This window comes from Paraburkholderia tropica (assembly GCF_014171495.1).
In the GTDB taxonomy this organism is placed as follows: domain Bacteria; phylum Pseudomonadota; class Gammaproteobacteria; order Burkholderiales; family Burkholderiaceae; genus Paraburkholderia; species Paraburkholderia tropica.
Genome location: NZ_CP049138.1, coordinates 46136 through 68507 on the forward strand (window position 1 = coordinate 46136; position 22372 = coordinate 68507).

Below are 22372 nucleotides of genomic sequence, written 5' to 3' on the forward strand. Positions count from 1 at the left end.
AACTGGAGCCGGCGTAGCTGCGGTTCCGAAGGCGGTGTCGAGACGAGTGGTCGTGACGTGAGCGCTGTACGTGTTACGCGCCCGATCAGCGAGCTGGAGGCAGAGAACAGCCGGCTGCGTAAAGAGTTGGCCAGCGCGAAACTCGATATCGAAATTCTCTCAAAAGCGACGGCGTACTTCGCGAAGCGGTCGCGGTGAGGTACGCATGGATCGACGATCACCGCGACCAGTATAGTGTCACCCGGCTCTGCCAGATTCTGTGAGTTTCGCGCAGCGGATATTGCCAGTGGCGCGTTCGTCCACCCAGCGCGAGAGCACAGGCGACCGCGGCCCTTGATGCGGAAGTAGCCGCCATCCACCACAAGCATCGTGGCACGTATGGCCGCCCGCGTATCGTGCGGCAATTGCGAGCCCAAGGTCGGCCGGCGAGCGAAGAGCGCGTGCGGCGTAGCTTGCAGCGTCAAGGCTTGCGCCCGGTCTACAGGCGTGCCTGGCGGGTCACGACGGACTCGACGCACAGCCTTCCCGTAGCGCCGAACCTGCTCGATCGTCGTTTCGATGGCTGGCAGCCTGATCGCGCGTGGGTCAGCGACATCACGTTTGTCAGGACCGGCGAATTGGGTAGCCACGTTTCCTTGCGGAAACGCGGCCCCCGAAGAACCGTACGTGCGAGCTTTCCCCGCATACGGCTCGAGCACAGCATGAAACGTCGCAATGACGCCGGTCTCGCCCACTGCACGAGCCCTTCGCAAGCATCCCATTGTTGATTCGCCTCATCGCTGAGATGAAGGGCGCTGAACCGTAGTGATACCGGTCTCTCACAAGCTTCCCCTCGATGAATCTCAAACGTGGACCTGCGACAACTGCACCACGCGGAAGTCTGCACCTTTTCAGGCCAAGGCAAAGTTTGAACCCCTATCCGGGCGATTACAGCCCGGCATTCGCTTTTTCCGCGTTCTCATACCCGCTTGTCCAACAGCTTCCCTTGCGAGTCACCTGCCATAGCCAGCACATCGACGTAGGCGGACAATCGGGCTTACCACGTTCCCGTTCCTGCCGACCCGCAACACGGGCGCAACCTCACCCCGCGGCGTGCCTGTCCGTTTAGCGCCCGTCTTTTCCCCGGCAGCGTTGCGACGACGTACTCCTACAACCCAAAGGAGCATCCAGCTGCGTGCCTTTTGGCTCGGGCCTGCAAGCCGCTTCGGCCCGTCATACATGACGAGGTTTATCAACGGTTCACATCTGTTGCGCATGCGGAACTTGCCTGGTCTCCACGCCGCAGTGCGGCTTGCAGCGTCATCACCACTGTCGCCACTGGTGACGTCTCTCGACGAGTACGTTGTCCCTGGAGCTTCGCACACGACCGTTACCAGTCACGCACGTCTAGGTAGGCAACTGCTGGTCGTACAGCAGGTCACGGCACGGCGAGCCGCGCGTGACAAGACAGAAACAGACTTTGCCATCCACTACATTGCCGATTTACGTCCGGCGGACGGCGACACGTGTCGCACAGGCTGGCTGTATCTGGCGGCGATTCTGGATCTGGGAAGTCGACGCATAGTGGGCTGGTCAATGTCCGAACGGATCGACGCCGAGCTGGTTTGCCAGGCACTGCGCAGTGCGTGCTGGCAACGCAAACCGGTACCGGGACTGCTATTACACTCCGACAGAGGGGCGCAATATGCAAGCCGGGCATACCGGGCGCTGGCCGCCGGATTCAAGGTTGCCGAGAAGCCCTCCTAATTCATCGGGCTTGCCGAGCCGCGTCCATTGAAGCTCAAGAAATTCGAACATGACGAGATACGCTTGGCGAAGCGTAACGGCAGATTCCATTGATGGCTTTTCCATTTTTCCACGGCTTGGCTCAAAACAGGAAGTCTATCTCGACTGAGCGGTTATGGCCGACCATAGCCCGACGACCAAGCGCGAGGATGATCTCCTGTGTGCGCTCGATACAAATGTGCTAGCGACCCGACTCACTGCGATCAGGGGCAAGCGGCCGAAGCGCATCTTGTCGGGGCAGTTCTGCCGGAGCATCGCTGGCGAGTCCGTAAACCTCGATACCACTTAACAAACCTGCGCTCTCGAAAATGAAGATCCCGGCCGGTGCATCGTCCGGACCGAACATAAAGTCCCCGAGAATGTGTACGCCTGGTGGGGTGGGTTCGCGGCCCTTCATTTGGAAATTGATGGATCCACAGCCGCAGGAGCAGCGACACGGCGTCACCTCCGCAACTGCGAGTTGTTCAAGAAACTCTCGCGCCGTCGGCTCGCCGTGCTCAAGCATCCAACGAGCGAGCGACATTTCTGACACAGACAGCGGACGGTTTTGTTTGAGAGAATTCATGGAGTGAGAATTCAGGTGGCGCGCGCCAGTCTAGCAGGCGGGATTAGGTAGAAAGTGTCGTTGAAGACTCGAAAATTGACGACGATTCGCGCCGGTCTGTCGAACGACCGGTTGAATCCGCCGCCGACTGGCGCCCGATGCGGTCAACTGAAGCCGTTTGTGGAGCGTGTCTCTCGACACCGAAGCACTCAGCCATCTGTGCTCAATTCGAGCAGCGGATTCACTATTTTCAGGACATCTGCAACGCCCACAACTTTTGAACCCTCAGCTACTTCAACGCGTCGACCGAGCCAAAAAGTGTGTGGGTATGCCTCGGGCGACAAAAGCCAAACCTCCGCTTCACATTGCTGCCCGGTGCAGACGCCCGTGAACCGAGCCGGGTTTGGTGGAGGCTCCAACTCTTGAGAGAATGGAGCCATGAACAAGAAGGCAACCAAGTTTTCCCCGGAAGTCCGCGAGCGCGCAGTGCGTCTGGTGCGCGAGCAACGTAGCGAACATCCGTCGATGTGGGCGGCGGTCGAATCGATTGCACCGATGATCGGCTGTACGCCGCAGACGCTGCACGAATGGGTCAAGCGTGACCAGGTTGACCAGGGTGAGCGTGATGGCGTGAGCACCGACGAACGCGAACGGCTGAAGGCCCTGGAGCGCGAGGTCAAGGAATTGCGTCGTGCCAACGAGATTCTCAAGGTCGCGAGCGCGTTTTTCGCCCAGGCGGAGCTCGACCGCCGTTTCAAGTCCTGAAGGCCTTCGTCGATCAGTATCGCGACACCTTTGGGGTCGAGCCGATCTGCAAGGTCTTGCGGATTGCCCCGTCGGGCTACCGACGCCATGCGGCACAGCTTCGCGATCCGTCCAGACGCTGCGCCCGCGCGAAACGAGATGAGATTCTGCAACCCGAGATCAGGCGTGTCTGGCAGGCCAACATGCAGGTCTATGGTGTGCCGAAGGTCTGGAAGCAGATGAATCGCGAGGGCATTGTGGTCGCGCGCTGCACGGTCGGTCGGCTGATGAAGCTGCAAGGTCTGCGTGGTGCGGTTCGCGGCAAGCGCATTCGCACCACGATTGCCGACAAAAGCGCACCGCGTCCGCTGGACCGAGTCAACCGGCAATTCAAGGCGCAGCGGCCGAATCAGCTCTGGGTTTCGGACTTCACGTACGTTTCGACATGGCAAGGCTGGCTTTACGTGGCGTTCGTGATCGACGTGTTTGCTCGCCGTATCGTTGGCTGGCGAGTCAGTTCGTCGATGACCACGGACTTCGTTCTGGACGCACTTGAACAGGCGCTGTATGCGCGGCAACCAGGCGAGAACGGGACATTGATACACCATTCCGACAGGGGGTCCCAATACGTCAGCATTCGCTACAGCGAACGTCTGGCCGAAGCGGGCATCGAGCCTTCGGTCGGCAGCCGTGGCGATAGCTATGACAACGCGCTGGCTGAAACGATTAACGGCCTGTACAAGACGGAACTGATTCATCGGCGCGCCCCGTGGAAAACGAAGGAATCCGTCGAACTGGCAACGCTGCAATGGGTGGCCTGGTTCAATCATCATCGACTGATGGAACCGCTCGGCTATATCCCGCCCGCTGAAGCTGAGGCAAACTACTACAGGCAACTCAGAAATACTGCGGATGCGCCTGCTTTAACTTAAACCCAATAGCCTCCACGATTCCCGGCTCGGTTCATCTAGCGCACAACCTCGACGTCCCACCATCGCCTAGTCAGGCGTGGTTTGAACGGGAATCTATCGCTCTTTGGTTCTATATCCACTTGCACTTGAGACAGGATGCGCTTCAGCTCCTCGTATCCTTTGATGGATGTCATAGCCTTCTTTTCCCAAGCGAAGTCTGACCCATAGTTGTTGAAGCCAATTCCGAGGCTTCTGAGCGAATGAACGAAGCCGTTCAAATTTGTACTCTCAAGTGGGTGACCGGGATCTCCACCCACGCCCACGAAATTCCAGCCCAGTAGCCAGTACGGGAAAGCACACCCCTTCGCTTCATACACCATTACCATCACGCGGGCCAATGCGTCGATGATTTGGTCGGGGCGAAGCCGGTCGAGCTCGACATAAACGGAGTGGTCACGTGTTTTCGCGTGCGTCACTTCGTTGCGCAAGGACTGGAAAGTGTTGAACACATCAAGCAAATGACTGGGAATCTCTATCTGTTTCCCACTGACCTCTGACGGCCACTGCTGAAGTTTCTCGGCAAGCTTACCAAAACGAAGTTTTTTGAGGATATTCCCTTCAGCTAAACCATCTTGCCCGAGCTTCTCTCGCATCATCGCGTTGAGGAACGCCTCGAAGCAGCAAACAGAAAAGTAGGTACACGAGCGTAGATGATGATATTTCTGAAATTGATTGGTCGACTCTCTCGCCAGCACACTCTCATAAACAGCCGACGAGAAGTAATGCCAAGGGATGCTTGAGTTGAAACGCCAGTGCTCGGTGGTCATTGAATCGTTTGGTTGACTTATTCGGTGTCTGCGATAACGGGCTTCAAACCTACACTCGGAGACCGGTCTACCATGTCGACCTTGTATCGGAGATCGCCGCCTCAACGGCGTTTCTGCACTCTGCCCGCAGATGACCGAGATCACTTAAGACCCGAGTGAGATAGGCATCCCCGTCGAAGCTATTCGAAACCCTTTTAAATACCCTGTCGACATCTCCGCAGCGGCACGAAGTAAGCGCAAGGTCCCTTGGTGCCCAAACGGCCGATCCAAGAAAAGCGGGTACCAGCTCGTGACGAGCAGACCTGCATCCGTCCCAATCCATGCCCCTCCGCCCTAATCTGATTTCGGTTCCGTCCGTATCTCCGTTCGCAGTTCAATATGCCCAGCCGTTTCGCGCTCTATCCCTATTCAGTACGAAACCGGCGTGACAAGGCTCGGCGCGCCGAACTCAACCAGATGTGCGTGCGACGACTCAAAATATCCCTGCCAGAAATCACGCAGATCGTGGACGGTCTTCGAATCACGATAGCCATCGCGCTGCGCCTGCGTACCACTGGTCGCGGGCGGCATCATCGCGCCGCCAAGCACATAGACCTTCGCTCCACCGAGATCCGCGAACATGCCATTCGTGCGTGCCTTCGCAAGCTCCGTCGATGGGTTGATATCGCGCACACCACCATGCGCATAGAACGACGAGGCGCGCGAGTTCTCCAGTCCGTCAGTTACGACGAACAGCACCTTGTCCGACGCTGCATCGTTACGCACGGCCGGCCCCAGCTCGCCAAGCGCCGCCATGATTTCAGAAGCGTTGAGTGTCGAAGTCGATTCTGCCATTGCCTGCCGCGTGGTCGACGCTGCCATCTTGCGCGCGAACGCGAGTTGCTGGCCGAAGCAGGCCTTGATCTGCGGTGCCTTTGTGATCGGCAGCGTGTTGTAGGCGTCATCGGGCAGCGGTTGTTCGACGTAACCGGTATGAAGCACCTTGAGGTAATGAGCCTGGGAAAACGCGGAAAATTCAGCGATCACGAACTTCGCACCCGGCTGGATCATACGATCCACGTTGTCGAGCACCGATTGCTGGAGCGACTGATCGAGCAGCACGGTTTGATCGATGAGAACGTACACCACACGCGCCGGCTGCTGTGGCGCGGCCGCGAGATGGAACGCACCATAGCAGCTCGGCACATCGTTGACGAGTCCTGCGTGCGCCGCAGTGGCAACGTTGAGCGCGGCCAGCGCAACGGCCTTGCCTAGTGTCTTGAAAATCTTCATGTGCAGTCAGTCGGTTTGCCGCGGCGCCCGGGAAAGGTGCCACGGCGATCATTCAGGAGGCTCAGTCGTCCAGCAGGTCGCTGAACTTCTCAGTCGTTTTCGCAAGCCGCTTTCGGCGTTTGATTTCATCGCTCAACTGGGCAAAGTCATCGCTGGAAAGCGTAGACGCCTGTTTCTCGAGGAACTCGCCCTTCGCGAGATTGTCGGGCAACGCCGCGAACGCCTGTGCAAGCGCGTTGATGTCCGCCGCCTCCTCCACAGGCGAAGTGGGGCGCGCGCGCGCCGCCTCGATCGTCGCCTGCGCCTCCTGCAGCGCCGCCCGCTCATCGGCCTGCACACGTATGAGCGTTGTGTCCAGCGTCTGTGCGAGCGGGCGCGTTGCCGCCGGCTTGCTACGAATGCCATCGGTACGCAGGATGGCGGCTTGATACGCCTTGATCACCTGATCCTGCTCGCCCGACGAGAAGTTATGGTTCTTCAATGCGAGCTCGTAGCGCAATTCGCGCTCGCCTTCGCTCTTACCCGTGGCCACGTCGGCGGCGACCCTGTCGATCACGTTGTCGCGCGCCTGCTCTTCGCGTTGCTCGCCGTGCTTGAGGAACGCCTCGAACGTCAGCGTACCGGTGCGGTGATTGCCTTTCTTGCGAGCCTCCCGCAACTGCGTGAGAAAACTTTCGGCACGCGCGATCCTCGGCTGGAGAAAGCGTGCGCGGAACGTTTCGAACGACGGCTGGTTGCGCGTGAAGTCGTACGCCGCTTCGCCCTGCCCGCTAAACGTCGATTTGAATGCAACAATAAAAGCCGTGAACTGCGTGACGAGATAAATCAGCGCGAGCATCAGAGAAGCCGCGATACCCTGAACCTTGTAGTTGCCGCCAAGGCTTTCTGCGACGTCCTTGCGGCTCGCCTGCTGCGCCTGGGCGACGCTCGGCGGCAATGCCGACGAAGTGCCCGCTGAATCGAACGGACTCGCGTCGCCCCCGCCCTGAACGCCATTCGTCTCCATCGAGACAATCTGGCGCGTTGCTTCGCTTTCCACGCCATTCACGCGGATCACGTAGATCGCCACCATGATCGCAATGATGATCGCGCCCGATACGACCAGCAGGATCGGGCCTTTGACGCCTGGATCGTCCACCCGGTTGGCAAAGCGGCGCGGCAGCGGATTCTGACGCACAGTGTTCGTATTCGGGTCGATGTAGTAGGCGTCCTGATCCTGGTCGTCGCCGAGATCGATACGCACTTCGAGACCTTCCGAACCGTGGCGCTTGCGAAAGTGCGAGAACTTCGCCATTTCCGCGCCCGTCGTGTGCGTGAGCAGCGCAAGCACGATCGCGACCGCTAGCGCCAGTACGCCCGCCGCGAGGTTCGCCTGAGACGGTGTGATTTCAGTGGACATCCACGGCGCGAGCACATAGCCCGTACCCACGGACTCAGCGAGAATCAGCACGAACAGGCCAACGCGCGCCATCATCGAAGGCGGATGGATATCGGTCTGCTGTGTAATTTTCAGATAGTTCTTCGCGCGGCCGAACTGGCCCGCCGTCACTTCCGTGTTGCTCGATCCCGAGATGACCGACTTGAAGGTCGTGCACAGCGTAAGCTCGGCCTGGACGAGCCCGTCGTTCACCGTCGAATCGCCGCTCTCTTTCGTGAGACGCTGGAATTCGGCGCGATGGTCGTTCCCGAATGCCCACCAGCGTTTATAAGCGAACGCAGTGAAACGGAAGCTGTCGGCACGAAGCCAGAAGAAAAAGGCCGCCAGAATCGTTGCCACCGTCACGGAGACGAGGAACGGCAGCGAAGACAGCGCTGAGATGATGGCATGTTGCACGATGGCTTATCCCTTCGATGAGAAATTGACGACTGCCTTGTATTCCGCGTCGTTCCACGGATAGATGACGAGACCACTGCCCGAAGCGGACTTCGTCGGCACGCGCAGATCGACGCATTGCGCCGAGCCTTGCAGGAAGACGCGATAGAGCGTCGCGTCGGCGCCGCGGTAAACGTTCACCGGTGCATCCCTGAAGCGCGCGATGGGTGCGGCGGCATAACCGCTGCCCTCCCGGCGGTATATCTCGGCGGTGACGGGTGGTACGGGCGCCGCCGCGTCACTCGGCACATAGACGCGCAACAACGCGACAGCAGCGTCGCCCTGGCTGCCGAACCACGGCTGGCCATACAGGCCCGGCAGCGAATCCTCCACCTTGAGGGGCTGGTTGGTCGCGAGTGAGCGAATCAGCGTGCTCGCGTGCGGCCGGTCCTGCAAACACGAACCAATAATGACCGGCGTGTCGGCATTCGCATCCGTGATGAAACTGAACATCGACGACTTGTCTCTGGACGCCCCCAGATTGACCTGATAACCCGCCGCAGGGAGCGGCTTGCCTGCAAAGCCCAGACCACCCGCTGCCCCCACTGGATTCGCTGGGTGTGCGCTTGTGGATGCAACTGCCTGCGCGCTTGGGGCACCCGGCACATCGCTTTTGGCGCTGTTAGATGCAGGATCCGCCGACGGTGTTTCTGCGCGCACCGCCTTCTTGCGCGTGACCTTGCGAATCGCTGCCGCCGGTTGCGGCGTCGTCGGCGTCTTGGACGCGAGCGAAGCGGGCGTCGCCGGGCTTGCGCCGGTAGGTGCGAGGTCCCTCGTGCGCCAATCATCCTGACCCGATGCTCCCGGGTCAGCCTGACGCGCGACGGCGAAGTTGGCGGGATTCGCGGAGCGGTTGCTGGCATACGCCTTCAACGCATCGAGGTTCGGCACGTCGACGACTTCGACGCGGTTGTTGTCGCTGCGGCCTTGGACCGTACCGTTCGGCGCGATCGGCAGCGAGTCGCCCGCGCCTTGATATGCAATATTGGCGGCCGGCACGCCATGCTGGCGAAACACTTCCGCAACCGCTTTCGCTCGAGCTTCCGAAAGCCGTGCGAGATCGGGACCCGACATGTTGTCGCGTTCGTCGCTATGACCCACGATCAGCAATTGGCGCTGTGCCGCCGCGTTCTGGTTCGCGGAATGTGCGACCGCAGTCTGTCGTGCGTTCTGGGCATTACGCGTTTGCGCGTCCAGCGATGTCGCGAACGTTTTCGGGTTGTACTGGTCAGCCACCTTGCCCAGATACTCTTTCGCGCGCGGCGTAAGCGTGGCGGTACCGGGCAGGAACTCATCATCGACACCGCCCATCTGCACGTCGAGCCCCACTACATCGCCCTGACCATTTGCAGCGTCAATGCTGCTGGCCTTGATTGGCGCACTCGCGAGCTTCATCTGGTACTGCTGCGCAATGTGATAGAGATTGCAACGGCGCTCGTCCATCGCGTGTCCAATCATCAGGCCGACCAGTGCACCGATGCCGGTTCCTGCCACTGTGGCCGCGACATTCTTCCCAAGATAGTGCCCAACTACGGCACCTGCGCCCGCGCCAATGATTGCCGCGATGTTGCGGTCATTATTGGAACAGGGGTCGGGATTGTCGAAAACACTCTTGAATTCTGTCTTTACGGCCGGAGAAAACTCAGGTTGCCCCGTTTGCGGATTGACCGCGCAACCTGCAATCACCGTTGTCGATACGCCCACCAATATGCATCGTTTCATGCGGTATACGTTCTCTTTTTCACTGTGGTCCCCCGTCGCACCGCGCAAATTCCCAGACGGTTGCGATCACAACTTCCGATTCGATCGTGACAGTGTCACCCTTCTTATATCGGTATGGCGCGTGCATTCTTGAGGGCTGGACGAATTTGTCCAGCACCCGCGTGATTGTTTAAACGAATATGACGCCCCGCTCGCGATTGCAGCGCGATAACAGTGACGGCGTACGTGCGAACCGGCTATCGGAGTGCGGAACAACGATCACAGCGAATATTCGCCTTTATGAAGGAGGCGCGCGTGATCCAACGCGACCGAACGCTAGCGTCCTATGCGAATTGAATAGATTTCACTTCTTTCCCCGAATTCGTATATTCATTTTGATTGACGCAAACTTTATCAGGAAAACACGGAAGACAGCGTGCGAATCCGACTGCCGGATGATTTCTCACACGAACCGGCGTGTGAAGTCTTGCCGACCTGATTTGTCCACGAACACAAGCCGCTCAGACTGGACAGTCTCAATCGTTTTTCCAGTCAGCGATCAAGATTTTCGAAATTGGATTTTTCTGCGATGTAAAACGTTTGCACGCTGATTCAAACGGCCGACAAATCGATAATCGGCATGCTCTCTTCGCTAGCTCGCGGTGCATTCAAGTCGCTCCTTACCGTTGCATAGTCAACTACGCGTCAAGCTATCACCACTTTCCCCATTCAGGCCGGCAGCTGGTAACCACGAATTGGCAACTATTCTGGGCATCGCGATCGAGTACGCGGCTCCCCACTCTCTAAACCTCAAACGAATTTTGCCGATAAGGAGATCAAACATACCAACAAAGAACAGATCTTCGCGATGCTTTTCCGAACACTTGCGGCCATTCCGCTCGCTGCCGCCCTGACCCTTCTCAACGCATGCGCGACCAAACCGGCCCTAACCCAAGTCTCCGAGCAGCCCTATACAGGCCCGCGCATTACGCTTCACACGGCACCGGGTCCTGCTGCACTCGCCATCCTGCCCGCTGATCCCGTGCCCACGGCGATCAGCTATCTGAACGCGCGACGCGCGGAACTCGGTCTGAGCGCGATCGCTGCCGACCCGCTCGTGGCTGAAGCCGCGGCTGCACACGCGCACTACCTGGAGGTCAATCGCGCAAGCAGCCACGACGAGAGCGCGGGACTTCCTGGATTCTCGGGTACAGACGTCACAACGCGGGTGCGTCAGCACACTGAGACGACGGGGGCGAGTGAGGTGTTCGCTGTCTACGGAGGTCAGCGCGTTCCGGCGCTTCCGATTGAGGAGATATTCGATTCGCCGTATCACCGGGGTGCCATGCTCTATGACTGGGCACGCGCCGGCGAAGCCGTTGCGTCGGGCGATAGTCAAATCACCGTCGTGGACTTTGCGGACCCCAAGCCCGCGATTGGCGATACCGAACTCGTAGTCTATCCCTATGATGGCCAGAAGGACGCCCCGCTCTCATGGCAGAATATCGAGCAGCCCGACCCGATGGGACCAAATTCACGCTATCGCGGCGCTCTGCTCGGCTATCCGCTGACTGTGTCCGGTGGTACCAACGCACACATCCTGCTTGAGAAGTTCGAGCTTCGTGACGGACGCGGCAAGCCCGTGAGCTGCCAGATCGCACCGCTCACAAGCGCAGACACAGGGCGGAATACAGCTGTTTGCACGCCTTTCACACCGTTGCGTCCTGGCACGACCTACACTGCACACGCGACCGGGCGCCTGACACAGCAATTCGGGGTAGCCAATGCGCCCTTTGATGTCCGATGGTCATTCGCGACGATCGCAGTGCCGGTTCAAATGAACGACGTCGTCACACAAGCCGCAACGCAGTAACCTGCATGGACCTTCGTCGACAAGAGTAGCGCTCATCCGGCGAGGTCCGAGCGAGGCTCGGGACTCACTGCGAACCGTGTGCTGCAAAAACGACTGAAAGCGGATCTTGCGTGAATTTTCCAACCTGGGTTTCGCGTTGTGAAGCAATGCCCTCTGGCGAGGCGCATGGCCGTCGCACTCCTTCGGCTCCACGAACGATTCTTTACGTCGCCCATACCAACTGCACGAGTATGTGGCTTACTGCACACAGCCGGATGTGCGACATCTGGAAGTGGGCCGACTCTTCGCCTTAAATCGACTCGAGCACACAGTGCTCATCCCCTCGGACTGTTCCCAGCAGGCGGTCTGCAGACGCACCCTTTTCGTGAGGTCCCGATTCTATGCTCAGCATTGCGGATTACTTCATGCCCCCGCTTGCCAACTTCGAAGTTCAGCGCGCACAAATGGTGCCGGCCCTTACTGCATTGCGATTTGCAAATGCTGCGCTCGATTTTGCTTTCTATGACGTACAAGCGTTTAGCCGCACGCTTGCGCGCGACGGTGTAGAGCTTGACTGGACCGATGCAGCCGCCGACCAACCTGTGCAAGAACAAGCAAATCTCAGCGCAATGCTGAACCCCGAAGGCTCAATTCTCATCGTCAACGCGGCCAACGCACCTCACGTCCTGCGCTTCACCGATTTCCAGACGTTCGTCGATGCGCTCGCGAGTGGTGTCCATCGTGTTGAGGCCGTCTCGGTCAGCGGCGTCGGAAGCTCTGCACTCGGCTCAGCTGCCCTTGCGTGGAATGTCTCCACCGCTTTTCAACAGCCCGTTGCTGCGATCGTGCCTGGATACGGACTCGCGGATGTCGTGCAGCAAGCTCTCGGCGGATGGTTTGGATTCGAGATGTACAGCTACTGGATCAAACAGCCGGTCCAGGACATACTCGCTCGCGTTGCACCGGATGCCGCAACAATAGGACGCCAACTTCTCGCGACCACACCAGGACACGCCGTGGCGCCAGGCACAGGCGTGCCGGTCTTTCGCCGCGGAAGTGGCTCCTCGGATGTCCTCCACGCCCTGCTGCGACTAGCGAACAACTTCACGACATTGGTCGGTCATAGCAAAGGTGCACTGGTCATCGGAAATGCAATCGCCGACCTTCCTGATGAGTGCCTTGAGCGTCTTCACATCATGACCTTTGGCTGCGTGATCGCGGAGAATACTCACGTCAAACGATACGATCAGTTTCTTGGCACTTTCGACGCGCTCGGCTTTCTGAACTCAGGAGGAAATCATGCCGAACACAGCATACCTGCATGGCACAGCACAAATACAGAATCTTCATTGTCGATGCGCGTCGAGCAATTGGTAACACTTCCGGCGACGGAAAATTAGAGGGAGTCTGGAGCGAATCCAAAAGTCTAAAGCTTAATACGAAGCTAGTCTGCTGGCTTATACGCGCCGAAGAGCGCAGTTACCAGTGTCCATTTCTCGAATCGCGAAGACACAATCAGCTGTAAGACATCGCTCGCCCGACGATGAGATACGGCAGAAATGCAACCGGCATCGGTTAGTCAAGGCTCCTAATGAGCGCTAGAAGCGGCAGCCTAGACAGTGCCCCATACTGAGTGGAAGCGGTGCGAGATGCGCCACACCGAGAAACGAGAAGATCGTTGACACGACTCGCCTCAGAACCGACAGCCTGGCGACAGGTGCTTTCAGATTTCCCGCGGCGCGTCGGAGATCTGGTGGACCCGAGCATCCAGCACGCGACGCTGCAAAGGCTCCGTGGTGATTCCCCATGCGTGCAACAGGCCGTCAAAAGAAGCCTCGACGTTCCTGGAGCGTGGCTCGGGCAATGGAACGCCTGTTGATCGGTAGCGAGCGGAGCCGCGTCGAGCTGCCTCTCCATTTGCCCGCTCGACGACGCCATTGCGTAGCGCGTAACGAATGACGTCCGATGCCTCGCGGGAACCCATCAATCCTGAGGCTGTGATTTCGCTAACCGACGCACTTTCACGTTGCGCCAACCACCCGAGCAACGCGAGTGCATCTGTGTAGACTTTCATGCCTGACCTCCCGCTTTAGGCCTCGTTGTGATTTTTCGGTGGCCTGTAGATCGCGAAGGTTCAGAACACACCGCGCTACTCCTTCAGTGCCTTGCTGTCACAGCAGACCGCTGACAATATGGTTATCGGTTGAAATTCCCGAGGGCTTGAATCGTCTGCAAAAGTCGGGGGTTGCTGTGTCCAGTTCGCTACTTTCGCGCACGGGCTCGTGCAATTACTTCATCCGCAACCTACTTCGACGTATCGAACGTGACGCCACCATCCCGTTAGAGCGCAACTGGCGCGCCGCAGAATGAGCGGGGCGAGGCATCTCCGTCGTGCCAATCCCTTTTGAGCCGCCGCTAGCCTCGATGGCCACATTCGGCGCGTTTATCGACACACAGCACTTTTCCGACTCGCGCCGTCCTGCAATCTCCTTCGGCATTGGCATGATGCGGGGCAACCTTCGTAACGATATGCCTCGCGGATGGCAATTCAGCTTCACCGCGTTGTGCAACGCCAGCTCAGTGCAACTTGCTACCGTGCCGGCGTAGTGCTGTCGCAAGCAGGGGATTGTCGTCCGCCTCCGCTTCGGCGCGATCCGGAAGGTTCGTCGCGACGATGACCCTCACATCAAGCTCAAACGCCGCCATCAATTGTTGGCGCGCAATCGAAACACAGTCTCCACCGGGGTCCGCACCGGCATTCGCGGCAGCCAGCGCGGCCGCCTTAGCCGCCAGGCCGAAGGCGGCCACGGCTTCGTCCCAGGCGAGCCCGAGCTCGATGGCCTGCTGTAGGAGCTTACCGGCTATCGCAGCGACCTCCTCTCCGGTTTCATCATCCATGTTCTACCTTTCGCATATTCAGGTTTTTCTGGCTCATCAATCAAGCAACGCGAGTTCGGTTTGCCATAGCCTTCCTGCTGATGAGCCTCAACATCCGATAGAGACTGACGCGGAACTTGCTCGCCGCCCGATTTCCAGACAGCTGTTGCTCGCGGCGCTGATCATACAGACGGCGATAGAGACGACGCAATGCTCCGTTCGCATCACGACGTCGACGCGTTCTATCTGTACCTGCACCTGCGATCGCGTGAGAAGAATGAAACGCGGCGTACAGCCGCACCAAATCTCGTAAGCAAGCCATCGTTACCCTAGGTAATCGACACCCTTTAACGACGTGCCGCGGTCCTCAATTTGTACACGGCATCCGGCACAAGCGATCTTGCATGGTGACATCTGCTTAATAGGACCAAAATCAGATCAACTTCGATCACTGATTCCGCCGAGAGGCGCTGATGTAAGGTAGAGGCAACAGACTGTTAGATGCATTTCTTGCTGGCGACTGCCTCCTGTGCCAAGTCGGCGCGCGACGCTGTCGCAACGATCCCGCGACTTCGTCGATGTTCTTTGTTGTGTTGGCCCCCTCCACTAGACCCAACGACGATTTGCCGTAGCCGCGACGTGCTTGCTGCACCCAACGAGAACAACGCATAGCGACTGAGATCCGCTCGGGACCGCATAGACTTTGACCTTCACGATTCGTGTCCAACACAGTCGTGGAGAAATCTGCTCACAAATAGTTAGAATTAAACAACCTTTTCATTCATCGGATGTCACTGCTAATGCGTGAAAGACCCACCCTTCAAAAGCTACTCATGAACCGATAGCTTTTCTAAACATTGGCATGTGACGGATCGGACTGAAACAGTCGGAAATCCACAGAGTGATCATTTCACATGGCGAATACCCGCACTTCAACAATTCAAATGCGCGTTGTGGCATAGTGCGTCAAACCAACCTCAGGGAAACAAAAAACAATGGCAACGCTCGATTCCATTCAGGCAAAGATTGCAAAGCTTCAGGCTCAGGCAGAAGCAATTGTCGTTAGCAAGTCGACAGTCGTCTTGAACAAGATCCGCGACTTGATGGACAAGCACGGTATCAGCGTTGCCGACGTCGACGCTCACGTAGGCAAGCGTCGCGGTCGCAAAACCGCAAGCGCAGTCGGCACAGCGTCGGTTGCGAAGTACCGCGATCCGAAGAGCGGCGCGACGTGGACGGGACATGGGCGTGCCCCGCAATGGATCGCCAGCGCGAAAGACCGGAGTAAGTTTCTGGTTGAGGGTGCGTCCCAATCCCCTGCACCTGTGAAAGCCGAAGCGAAGCGTGCTGGAAACTACAAACGCGGCCCGCAACCGGCGCTTTATCGCGATCCGAAGTCAGGTGCGACCTGGAGCGGTCGCGGCCGCGCTCCGTCCTGGATTGCAAATGCAAAAGACCGCACGCGCTTCTTGATTGCAAAAGCCGATAACAAGGCTGTCAAGGCCCCGGCCGCCAAGAAAACGGCAACCGCGAAGAAGAGCGCGACAGCGAAGAAGGCCACACCTGCCAAACAAGCAAATGCGGTAAAAAACGTGGCTCCTGCCAAAAAAGCGGCCGCCTTAAGCAGGACTGCGGGAAAACGAGTAGCCACGGCAAAGAAGGCCGAAGCAGTTAAGGGCGCAAATACTCAGAAAGAAGCGACTGCAGCAAAGAAGGCGACCGTGACCAAAAAGGCCGTCCCGGCAAAGAAAGCGACGACTGCCCGCAAGGCGCCTGCGAAAAAAGCCACCGCTGCGAAAGCTCAACTGCAGGACAAGGCGATAGCATCAGCGCCCATCGAGAATACTGTGCCGGCAACTGAGCTGCCGTTGGCGAACGCAGCCGCATAAGACATGCCGCGTCACGCTGCTCCGTCACACCACTGGCGCGCGTTGTTGCTGCAGCTTTCAGAACATGGCCGCACTCAAGTCCGCCTGCGACTATTGAATGTGTTCCTGTATTCCGCCGATCCAGAGCGCCGTGGAGCTCTCCCCAACAGGCTCGGCGGCGTTCACTTTTCATAGCAACACTATAAGGACCGCATCAGTCATCGTCTGAGGCGAACAACTTCCATTGAAGCGCGATACAAACTATCAATTCCAGAATCAATGTCCTCTGAACGGCCGCTCAGTCAGTCGACAGAAGCTTGAACCGCCTTTGTACTCGAATCAGTGACAATCGCCAGTTCAGTGGTCTGAACGAACTCAGCATGATAGACGTCGACATGCTGGAGATCTTGCCACTGGCGACGACCTGATTGCTGATAGCACGCAAGGGCATCAATTAGGAGATTCGAGGTAAGTCGAAAAACAATGTGGCCGGCGTCACAAGCGGTGAACCACTGCCACATAGTGCAGTATCGAGCTGCTCACCTGTGAGCCAGTCGACGGGTAGAAAGACGACTAGCTCTTACTCCTCGGCCAAGTATCATTCGAACTCCTTATTTTGTGTAAAACGTCTCGGACTCTTTCCGGAAATGAGTTGAAGCACTGCGGTAGCGGCCAATTCGCTTGGCGATGTCCCTACCTTTCAGTGACTGTTCTTCACGAAGTACTCGCCTCACGTCTTCTTTCATTTTTTTGGAACCCAGAGAGCCAGGTACTTCACGAGTACGCAAACCCCCACTATTCAAATGACCGCACGCTCATTTTATATCTGGGCTCAATTGGGCCTCTCCACTGGAGCCTACCTCGTAGCGCGTGACGACAATTTACGAAGTCGATCAGCTTTTAATGCCCTACGAAAGACGTAGGAGCACGCTATTTACCCCTTCGTTCGAGTTCCGCTCGGGTCCGTTCGAGTTCCTGCGCAATTGTCTCCTCATCGGGCAGCACTGTCTGATATTCCGCCGCGAGAATCTTGTTAGGCAGGTTGTCGAGCGCGTAATGCGCTTCAGCCGCCCCCTTCTCTGCGCACAGGATCAGGCCAACAGGCGGGTTTTCTCCAGGCTTCATCCAGTGCTCACGGGCATAGTTCAGATAGAGATGCATCTGCCCTGCATCGGCATAGCTGAAGCGCCCCACCTTCAGGTCGATGATGACGAGGCATCGCAGGCGCCGGTGGAAAAAGACGAGGTCAACCCGAAACCAGGTATCGTCGATTCTTAGACGGCGCTGGCGCCCAAGGAATGCAAAGTCATCGCCCAGCTCAAGCAGGAAATCCGCGAGGTGCTGGATGAGAGCAGCTTCAAGATCGGACTCCGAATATTCGTCCTTCATGTCGAGAAACTCGAGGACAAACGGATCACGTATGGCCTGCTCCGGTGTAAGCAGATCACTGGGCTGCACCTTCGCAGCTTTGCCGAGCAGCGCCGCCTTGTTGTGCGAGAGTGCCAGACGTTCGTATAGCTGGCTCCCGATCTGGCGGTCAAGCTGACGTACCGACCAGCCCTCCCGTAACGCTTCGGTTTCGTAGAAGACGCGCGCGGCCTCGGTTTTGACGGAAAGCAGCCGCACATAGGCAGACCAGGGAAGTGAAAAGGCCTGGGCGACGACGGTCAGTTCCGGTGCCCCGACTTTGGCCGTATCGGTTGTTTTCTGTGTTTGAGATTTTGCAGACGCTGTCTGCAAAATCCGGGATTCAGTAGATTGTGCAGACACCGTCTGCACAATTCGATCGGCGGGCCATGCAAGGTAGAACGCCCGCATCTGCGCGAGGTTGCGCACACCGAACCCTCTACCGAACTTGCCAGACAGATCCGTCCCCAGACGCCTGATCAACGCCTCTCCGTAGCCCGCTCGCACCTCACCACCCTGCTCAAATTCGACAATCCGGCGGCCGATCTCCCAGTACGTGGACGTCATCAGCGCATTGACGCTGCGCGCCGCCGCCGACCGGGCAGACTCCACCACCAACGCGATTTCGCGATGCAACTCGACGTAGTCCGCCTGCGCAAGATCCACTTTCGTCATGGTACGTACACTTCATCCTTGTCTACGAAGTTAGCCGCGAGGCTCTCCGGTTGGGACGGTACTGCCGTCCCGTCAGGCCCAATCAAGACTGTTCGGCTACACCTCCGCCACGACCGGCATCATGGGAGCCAGCCGCGTCGACACTACCTGCATCCTGCGTCCAGAAGTGCAGATGCGGCCAACCAGCCACGCTACCGCGATCCCGAATCGAGCAGAAGCCTGCGTGAGCAAGTCCATGCACACCAATATAGGCGCGCATCTCTAACGCCAGACGGATCGTATCGCCTTCGCCACCATATTCGTCACTGCGGACGATCTCTTCGCCGGGCACCCCGAGCGCGGCGCCTGCTGCCCACGCCCATGCGGTCGCCTCCGGGTCCGAGCACTGGATCACCGCGCGATAGAGTGGATCATCCGGATCATGCCTAGCGTCACAGACCGCATCTAGCATTGCGCGCTGGCCCGCAAAAAGATTCCCGTCCATCCATGACCGGAAGCAACGTGGTGTGATCGCGAGATGCCCCGCCTCATGGAGTAGCGTTGAGATTCGACATGCCGGATCGACAGCGAGCGTACCCCTACCAATCCTGCATCCATCGGAAAACCCGTTCGCCCCACTTTCATAACGCGCGGCAATCCCGATCCCGTTCAGGAAATCCATCGTGCGATCTCGCGTATCCGCTGCATCGATGACATAACCTGAAGTTGCCAAGCCAGCTGAATATCTGCTCATCAGGTAACCTTTCTCCCTTCCAGAAAGCATGCCGCCCGTCGGATGCGCCGCGGCCAGTGGCGTGCCGGATACGCAGGTCCAGTCGCCGTGCCACCACGCAATCACGCTCGCCGCCTTACGTTCGCTGTCAGCCGACGCGACTTCACGCACCTCATTGGCGACAGCGCGCCACTACGCTTGGAACTGGCCGTCGCTGGCGCGTGCGTCAATCGCACACCGATAGCTCCCCCCTGGCTGCACCCAGAGACACGATGGCCTGCATGTTTTGCTCCGTATTGTTTGCGCTGGAAAATTGCCGGGATATAGACTCGGCTCGTTTCCGCCTGAAGTTGAACCGGCCTACGAATCGTTGGATTCCCGACCGCTTTGCCGCGGCCCCGGAAGATGATGTTCACGCAAGCCCGTTCGCAATAGCTCTGCCCATCAGTAGTGCCGTGTCCGATCGCTGGGACCAACCACGCCGCAATCCCAGCAGGGTAGAACGCGCGGCTCACCAGGTATCCTCATGGGCGACCGGGCTGACTGCAGCCCCCTCATTCTATCGGGCCAGGTGCAAAGTCAAGTCAGCAAGTCCGACTTGCGGTTTGCTGATCCACGCCGGACATCGCAGCGAGAGCGTCGTCTATGTCCGAACAACGCAACAAGTGCAAGAGTACGGCCTCGAGCATACGGAAGAGCAAGAGCGGTGATGTCACCGTGCAGTACTGATAGTTGCGCGTCTCGACTTGTCAAACTGTGTGGCGCAAGAACCCGGCACGACCCGTCACGCAGACCATGAACCAAAGTAGGGGATGACTGGTGCCACTGCCTGTGTCATATCAACGCCAGCCCAACAACCGAACAATGACATTCTCAAGACCACGTTCACACACTTCCCGGCACGGTCCACGGGGTCGCCGTGGTGAGCCATGCTCCCCCGAAAACGTCCCGAAACGTCGGGGCTATCTGCATCTCAGGCCCTTGGGAAATACAAGGCTTCGACCTGCAAGGAACCGCATCACATAGATCCGCAATCACATTAATTCGAAATCCTAAGCACCCATCTTCATGGAATCGAGCGATGCGTGCAAGTTGACTCCCAACATGCAACACAGCCCCAGGCTGACGCTGAAGTAACGCCAGACCGGTTAGAGAATGTCCAACTCTCAGATTCACTATGCGGCCGCGCCCGCAAGCGCGGTAGCGCGTGCAGATGCGCGAGGGACATTCATGGAAATCTTGCAGACTTGACCCAATGCGACCTGCAGACGACGCCAGCGCAAGCCCAGGCGTTGTGCCTATGCCGAGATCACCAGACGGTGCGGAATGTACCCGCTCGCTTAAACCGGCCCTCACTGAAGCTACGATTGAGAAAGTCACACTGAGGGCGACTAGAAAAGGCCGCCCTGCCGTATATCTCTGGGAGGCGGCAGCGACACCTTCGCGCGGCGCGCGCCGCGGCGGCGCACCACCCGCCGCACGTGCGCCACGAGCTCAGCCCACCCGTCTGATGCCACGAGCACGAGCGCATACTGCCGCACTCCTTCCGCGTTGCCACTCTCCGCCTCCTTCATCACGCGCAAGGACGCCCGCAACGCCAGGCGTCGTGCGCGGTCCAGCAACTGGGCGCGGCTCATCCCCGGCCAGCACGCGGCGATGAACTGCGAAATACCGGCCGGCAGGGATTCTGGTGCGCAGGCAGGCGGCAGCGCCAGGGCAACGAGTTCAAAACGGTCGGCCATCGTGGGCGAGACTCTCTATATATGTATTGGGGATGCGTGAGTGGAGGATGCCAGGGATACGTGCTGGCTTTGTGAAAACTGCAAAGGGGCGTCTGGCCCTTCACCATGCCGGACACACACAATTTCCCTCACCTTGCCCCCCCGTTGCTCACTCTTCACCGGGCCACCAAGGCTGGGGCCGAGGCGCGTCGATCGCGTGGTCCTCGAGGCGCTTACCCGCAAGCCACGCCGGACGCCGCCCCCGGCCCGACCATTTCCTGCCCGTCGCAGGATCGTAGTATTTCGCAGGCGCAGGCGCAGGCCGGTCATATCCCAGCGCCCGGCGGATTTCCTGCTCAGTGATCCCCAGCAGTTCAACCTCATCCCGGAACCGGGCCAGCACAGCGGTGACTTCGCGCGAGCGCGCGTCGGCCAGCAGTTCGTTGACGTGGCCGAGTTCGGCGTGCAGTGCTTTCAGGTTGGACATGGATTTCGTCAAAAAGCCGCCGCCGCGGCGACCTCCCGATTTTAGCGTCCACCGCACTGATCCGTGCGTCCGCCTCGGATGCATGACCGGCTACCGACGCGGTCCGTGAACGCGTCAGTACGCCGCATCTGCCGGCTTCCAGGAACAGGAAGTTGAGAATTACAGAATACGTATCAATCGCTACATCGACGGTTCGCAGCCGGTCCACATCGAACCTCGATGCACTCACGTACAGTCCTGCCCGCGTTGGGCCAAGCCAGTTCCGTGAAACATCACCCAGAAATCGTTTGATTATCGTTAAAAATCAATTATATAGACAACGGAATTCAATGCGCACCCATTGTTTCACGGACAGCATCAGGGCGGGCAAAAACTAGGCAACCTTAGCGCCACAATGTAGCCCAGTCTGGGACTTATTCCATTGCGGCCCCGTACAGGACATCCCCTCCTTCTCTGCAACACCCGTGAGAGTTGCGCGCGCCCTACATCGCGGGCAAGCGAATCGAAGTCGGAATCCAACTCGTAAATGACTGGCGGCGCGCCAGCGATCCGTTGCCCCCTCACTTCGACGGCCTTCGCCGCGATGAGGCAGCGACGGTCCCGGTAGACGGGCGACGGCGGCTCGACTGCCCCCGAGGCGCGACCCTCCAGACGCGAGGGCCTAGGATGAAACGCGTACGGCATACGGCGAATACGTCGGACTGCCCGGCTTCCATACCGGCGTGGCGGTCGCGCAGAAGCCGAGGATGCAACCGTTTCGGGAGTGGAACTGCTGCACAGTCGTTCGCGTGGCGTAGTTGGATCCACACCTGCGGCCTGCTGTTGAACTGCGTCCTGGCCGCACGCCCGAACCTTAAGCCAAGACGATGCGGAATCCGCACGAGTGCCGGGCACTAGTGAATACCGCTGTCCGCAAGGTGCTCAACGGGAATGCAACGGGCGATGCGATCCGCTACGCCGTCTTGCTGAGCAGCAGCGGAAATTGGACGTTTGCCGACGAGGGAGCCCATCCGGCCCATGTCGTACTGGGCGCCGAGCTTACCGCTAGTCGCACTCCTGACGCGTGCAACGCAAATCTGCCGACCATGAATGACTCCGGTACTAGGCTGAGCATCC

The 22372-nt window shown here is 58.6% G+C and carries 15 protein-coding genes, 2 pseudogenes and 1 other annotated feature; of the genes and pseudogenes, 6 read left to right on the forward strand and 11 right to left on the reverse strand.

What is annotated here, in order from left to right:
• Positions 1–78: 78 nt before the first annotated feature.
• Positions 79–617 (forward strand): annotated as a pseudogene (locus G5S35_RS37305) (IS3 family transposase); the annotation flags it as partial.
• 898 nt (positions 618–1515) lie between these two features.
• Positions 1516–1728 (forward strand): annotated as a pseudogene (locus tag G5S35_RS37310) (DDE-type integrase/transposase/recombinase); the annotation flags it as partial.
• 238 nt (positions 1729–1966) lie between these two features.
• Here G5S35_RS37310 and G5S35_RS37315 read toward each other — a convergent pair.
• Complete coding sequence (locus tag G5S35_RS37315; protein ID WP_183040816.1) at positions 1967–2350, reverse strand: hypothetical protein; 384 nt, start codon at positions 2348–2350, stop codon at positions 1967–1969.
• A 417-nt stretch (positions 2351–2767) separates the two neighbouring features.
• Here G5S35_RS37315 and G5S35_RS37320 point away from each other — a divergent pair.
• Positions 2768–4005 (forward strand): IS3 family transposase gene (locus tag G5S35_RS37320; protein ID WP_183040409.1). Its coding sequence is split into 2 segments (ribosomal slippage): positions 2768–3059 and positions 3059–4005, totalling 1239 coding nucleotides; the frame shifts between segments, so codons are not numbered across the junction.
• Positions 3049–3165: a sequence feature (AL1L pseudoknot), on the forward strand. (Overlaps the previous gene by 117 nt.)
• Before the next feature lie 35 nt (positions 4006–4040).
• Here the strand turns inward: G5S35_RS37320 and G5S35_RS37325 are convergent.
• From G5S35_RS37325 to G5S35_RS37340, 4 genes are all read right to left on the reverse strand, one after another.
• Positions 4041–4811 carry a hypothetical protein gene (locus G5S35_RS37325; protein WP_110330107.1) on the reverse strand — a complete coding sequence of 257 codons (771 nt, stop codon included), beginning with the start codon at positions 4809–4811 and terminating at the stop codon, positions 4041–4043.
• Between the two features lie 408 nt (positions 4812–5219).
• The gene (locus tag G5S35_RS37330) at positions 5220–6083 is read right to left on the reverse strand and encodes a hypothetical protein (protein WP_110330108.1); all 864 of its coding nucleotides are present in this window, start codon (positions 6081–6083) and stop codon (positions 5220–5222) included.
• Between the two features lie 61 nt (positions 6084–6144).
• Positions 6145–7917: a hypothetical protein gene (locus G5S35_RS37335; protein WP_110330109.1), complete on the reverse strand. Its 1773-nt coding sequence runs from the start codon at positions 7915–7917 to the stop codon at positions 6145–6147.
• A 6-nt stretch (positions 7918–7923) separates the two neighbouring features.
• Positions 7924–9678 carry an OmpA family protein gene (locus G5S35_RS37340; protein WP_110330110.1) on the reverse strand — a complete coding sequence of 585 codons (1755 nt, stop codon included), beginning with the start codon at positions 9676–9678 and terminating at the stop codon, positions 7924–7926.
• An 847-nt stretch (positions 9679–10525) separates the two neighbouring features.
• On the opposite strand from G5S35_RS37340, the gene G5S35_RS37345 reads away from it, so the two are divergent.
• Together G5S35_RS37345 and G5S35_RS37350 are read left to right on the forward strand one after the other, a co-directional pair.
• Positions 10526–11530, forward strand: coding sequence for a spore germination YkwD domain-containing protein (locus G5S35_RS37345; RefSeq protein WP_237182036.1), 1005 nt, complete (start codon positions 10526–10528; stop codon positions 11528–11530).
• Between the two features lie 404 nt (positions 11531–11934).
• The gene (locus G5S35_RS37350; protein ID WP_146230118.1) at positions 11935–12909 is read left to right on the forward strand and encodes a hypothetical protein; all 975 of its coding nucleotides are present in this window, start codon (positions 11935–11937) and stop codon (positions 12907–12909) included.
• A 323-nt stretch (positions 12910–13232) separates the two neighbouring features.
• Here G5S35_RS37350 and G5S35_RS37355 read toward each other — a convergent pair whose 3' ends face one another.
• Together G5S35_RS37355 and G5S35_RS37360 are read right to left on the reverse strand one after the other, a co-directional pair.
• Positions 13233–13583: a hypothetical protein gene (locus tag G5S35_RS37355; protein ID WP_183040817.1), complete on the reverse strand. Its 351-nt coding sequence runs from the start codon at positions 13581–13583 to the stop codon at positions 13233–13235.
• A 503-nt stretch (positions 13584–14086) separates the two neighbouring features.
• The gene (locus G5S35_RS37360) at positions 14087–14407 is read right to left on the reverse strand and encodes a hypothetical protein (protein WP_110329756.1); all 321 of its coding nucleotides are present in this window, start codon (positions 14405–14407) and stop codon (positions 14087–14089) included.
• Positions 14408–15381: 974 nt separating this feature from the next.
• On the opposite strand from G5S35_RS37360, the gene G5S35_RS37365 reads away from it, so the two are divergent.
• Positions 15382–16275: an H-NS family nucleoid-associated regulatory protein gene (locus G5S35_RS37365; RefSeq protein WP_110329757.1), complete on the forward strand. Its 894-nt coding sequence runs from the start codon at positions 15382–15384 to the stop codon at positions 16273–16275.
• A 909-nt stretch (positions 16276–17184) separates the two neighbouring features.
• Here the strand turns inward: G5S35_RS37365 and G5S35_RS37370 are convergent.
• The 4 genes from G5S35_RS37370 to G5S35_RS37385 all read right to left on the reverse strand — a co-directional run bounded on the left by G5S35_RS37370 (position 17185) and on the right by G5S35_RS37385 (position 21256).
• Positions 17185–18336, reverse strand: a complete 1152-nt coding sequence (locus G5S35_RS37370; protein ID WP_183040818.1) for a PDDEXK nuclease domain-containing protein — start codon at positions 18334–18336, stop codon at positions 17185–17187.
• Between the two features lie 82 nt (positions 18337–18418).
• Positions 18419–19174, reverse strand: coding sequence for a hypothetical protein (locus tag G5S35_RS37375; protein ID WP_181441124.1), 756 nt, complete (start codon positions 19172–19174; stop codon positions 18419–18421).
• A gap of 1265 nt (positions 19175–20439) precedes the next feature.
• On the reverse strand, positions 20440–20790 hold the full coding sequence (locus tag G5S35_RS37380; protein WP_110329759.1) for a hypothetical protein: 351 nt from the start codon (positions 20788–20790) through the stop codon (positions 20440–20442).
• Between the two features lie 148 nt (positions 20791–20938).
• Positions 20939–21256: an H-NS histone family protein gene (locus tag G5S35_RS37385; protein WP_110329760.1), complete on the reverse strand. Its 318-nt coding sequence runs from the start codon at positions 21254–21256 to the stop codon at positions 20939–20941.
• Positions 21257–22372 lie beyond the last annotated feature (1116 nt).

Coding starts and splice junctions, on each gene's coding strand:
- G5S35_RS37315 (WP_183040816.1), bottom strand. CDS start 2,350: ATGAATTCTCTCAAACAAAACCGTCCGCTGTCTGTGTCAGAAATGTCG.
- G5S35_RS37350 (WP_146230118.1), top strand. CDS start 11,935: ATGCCCCCGCTTGCCAACTTCGAAGTTCAGCGCGCACAAATGGTGCCG.
- G5S35_RS37360 (WP_110329756.1), bottom strand. CDS start 14,407: ATGGATGATGAAACCGGAGAGGAGGTCGCTGCGATAGCCGGTAAGCTC.
- G5S35_RS37325 (WP_110330107.1), bottom strand. CDS start 4,811: ATGACCACCGAGCACTGGCGTTTCAACTCAAGCATCCCTTGGCATTAC.
- G5S35_RS37345 (WP_237182036.1), top strand. CDS start 10,526: ATGCTTTTCCGAACACTTGCGGCCATTCCGCTCGCTGCCGCCCTGACC.
- G5S35_RS37330 (WP_110330108.1), bottom strand. CDS start 6,083: ATGAAGATTTTCAAGACACTAGGCAAGGCCGTTGCGCTGGCCGCGCTC.
- G5S35_RS37355 (WP_183040817.1), bottom strand. CDS start 13,583: ATGAAAGTCTACACAGATGCACTCGCGTTGCTCGGGTGGTTGGCGCAA.
- G5S35_RS37370 (WP_183040818.1), bottom strand. CDS start 18,336: ATGACGAAAGTGGATCTTGCGCAGGCGGACTACGTCGAGTTGCATCGC.
- G5S35_RS37380 (WP_110329759.1), bottom strand. CDS start 20,790: ATGGCCGACCGTTTTGAACTCGTTGCCCTGGCGCTGCCGCCTGCCTGC.
- G5S35_RS37340 (WP_110330110.1), bottom strand. CDS start 9,678: ATGAAACGATGCATATTGGTGGGCGTATCGACAACGGTGATTGCAGGT.
- G5S35_RS37385 (WP_110329760.1), bottom strand. CDS start 21,256: ATGTCCAACCTGAAAGCACTGCACGCCGAACTCGGCCACGTCAACGAA.
- G5S35_RS37365 (WP_110329757.1), top strand. CDS start 15,382: ATGGCAACGCTCGATTCCATTCAGGCAAAGATTGCAAAGCTTCAGGCT.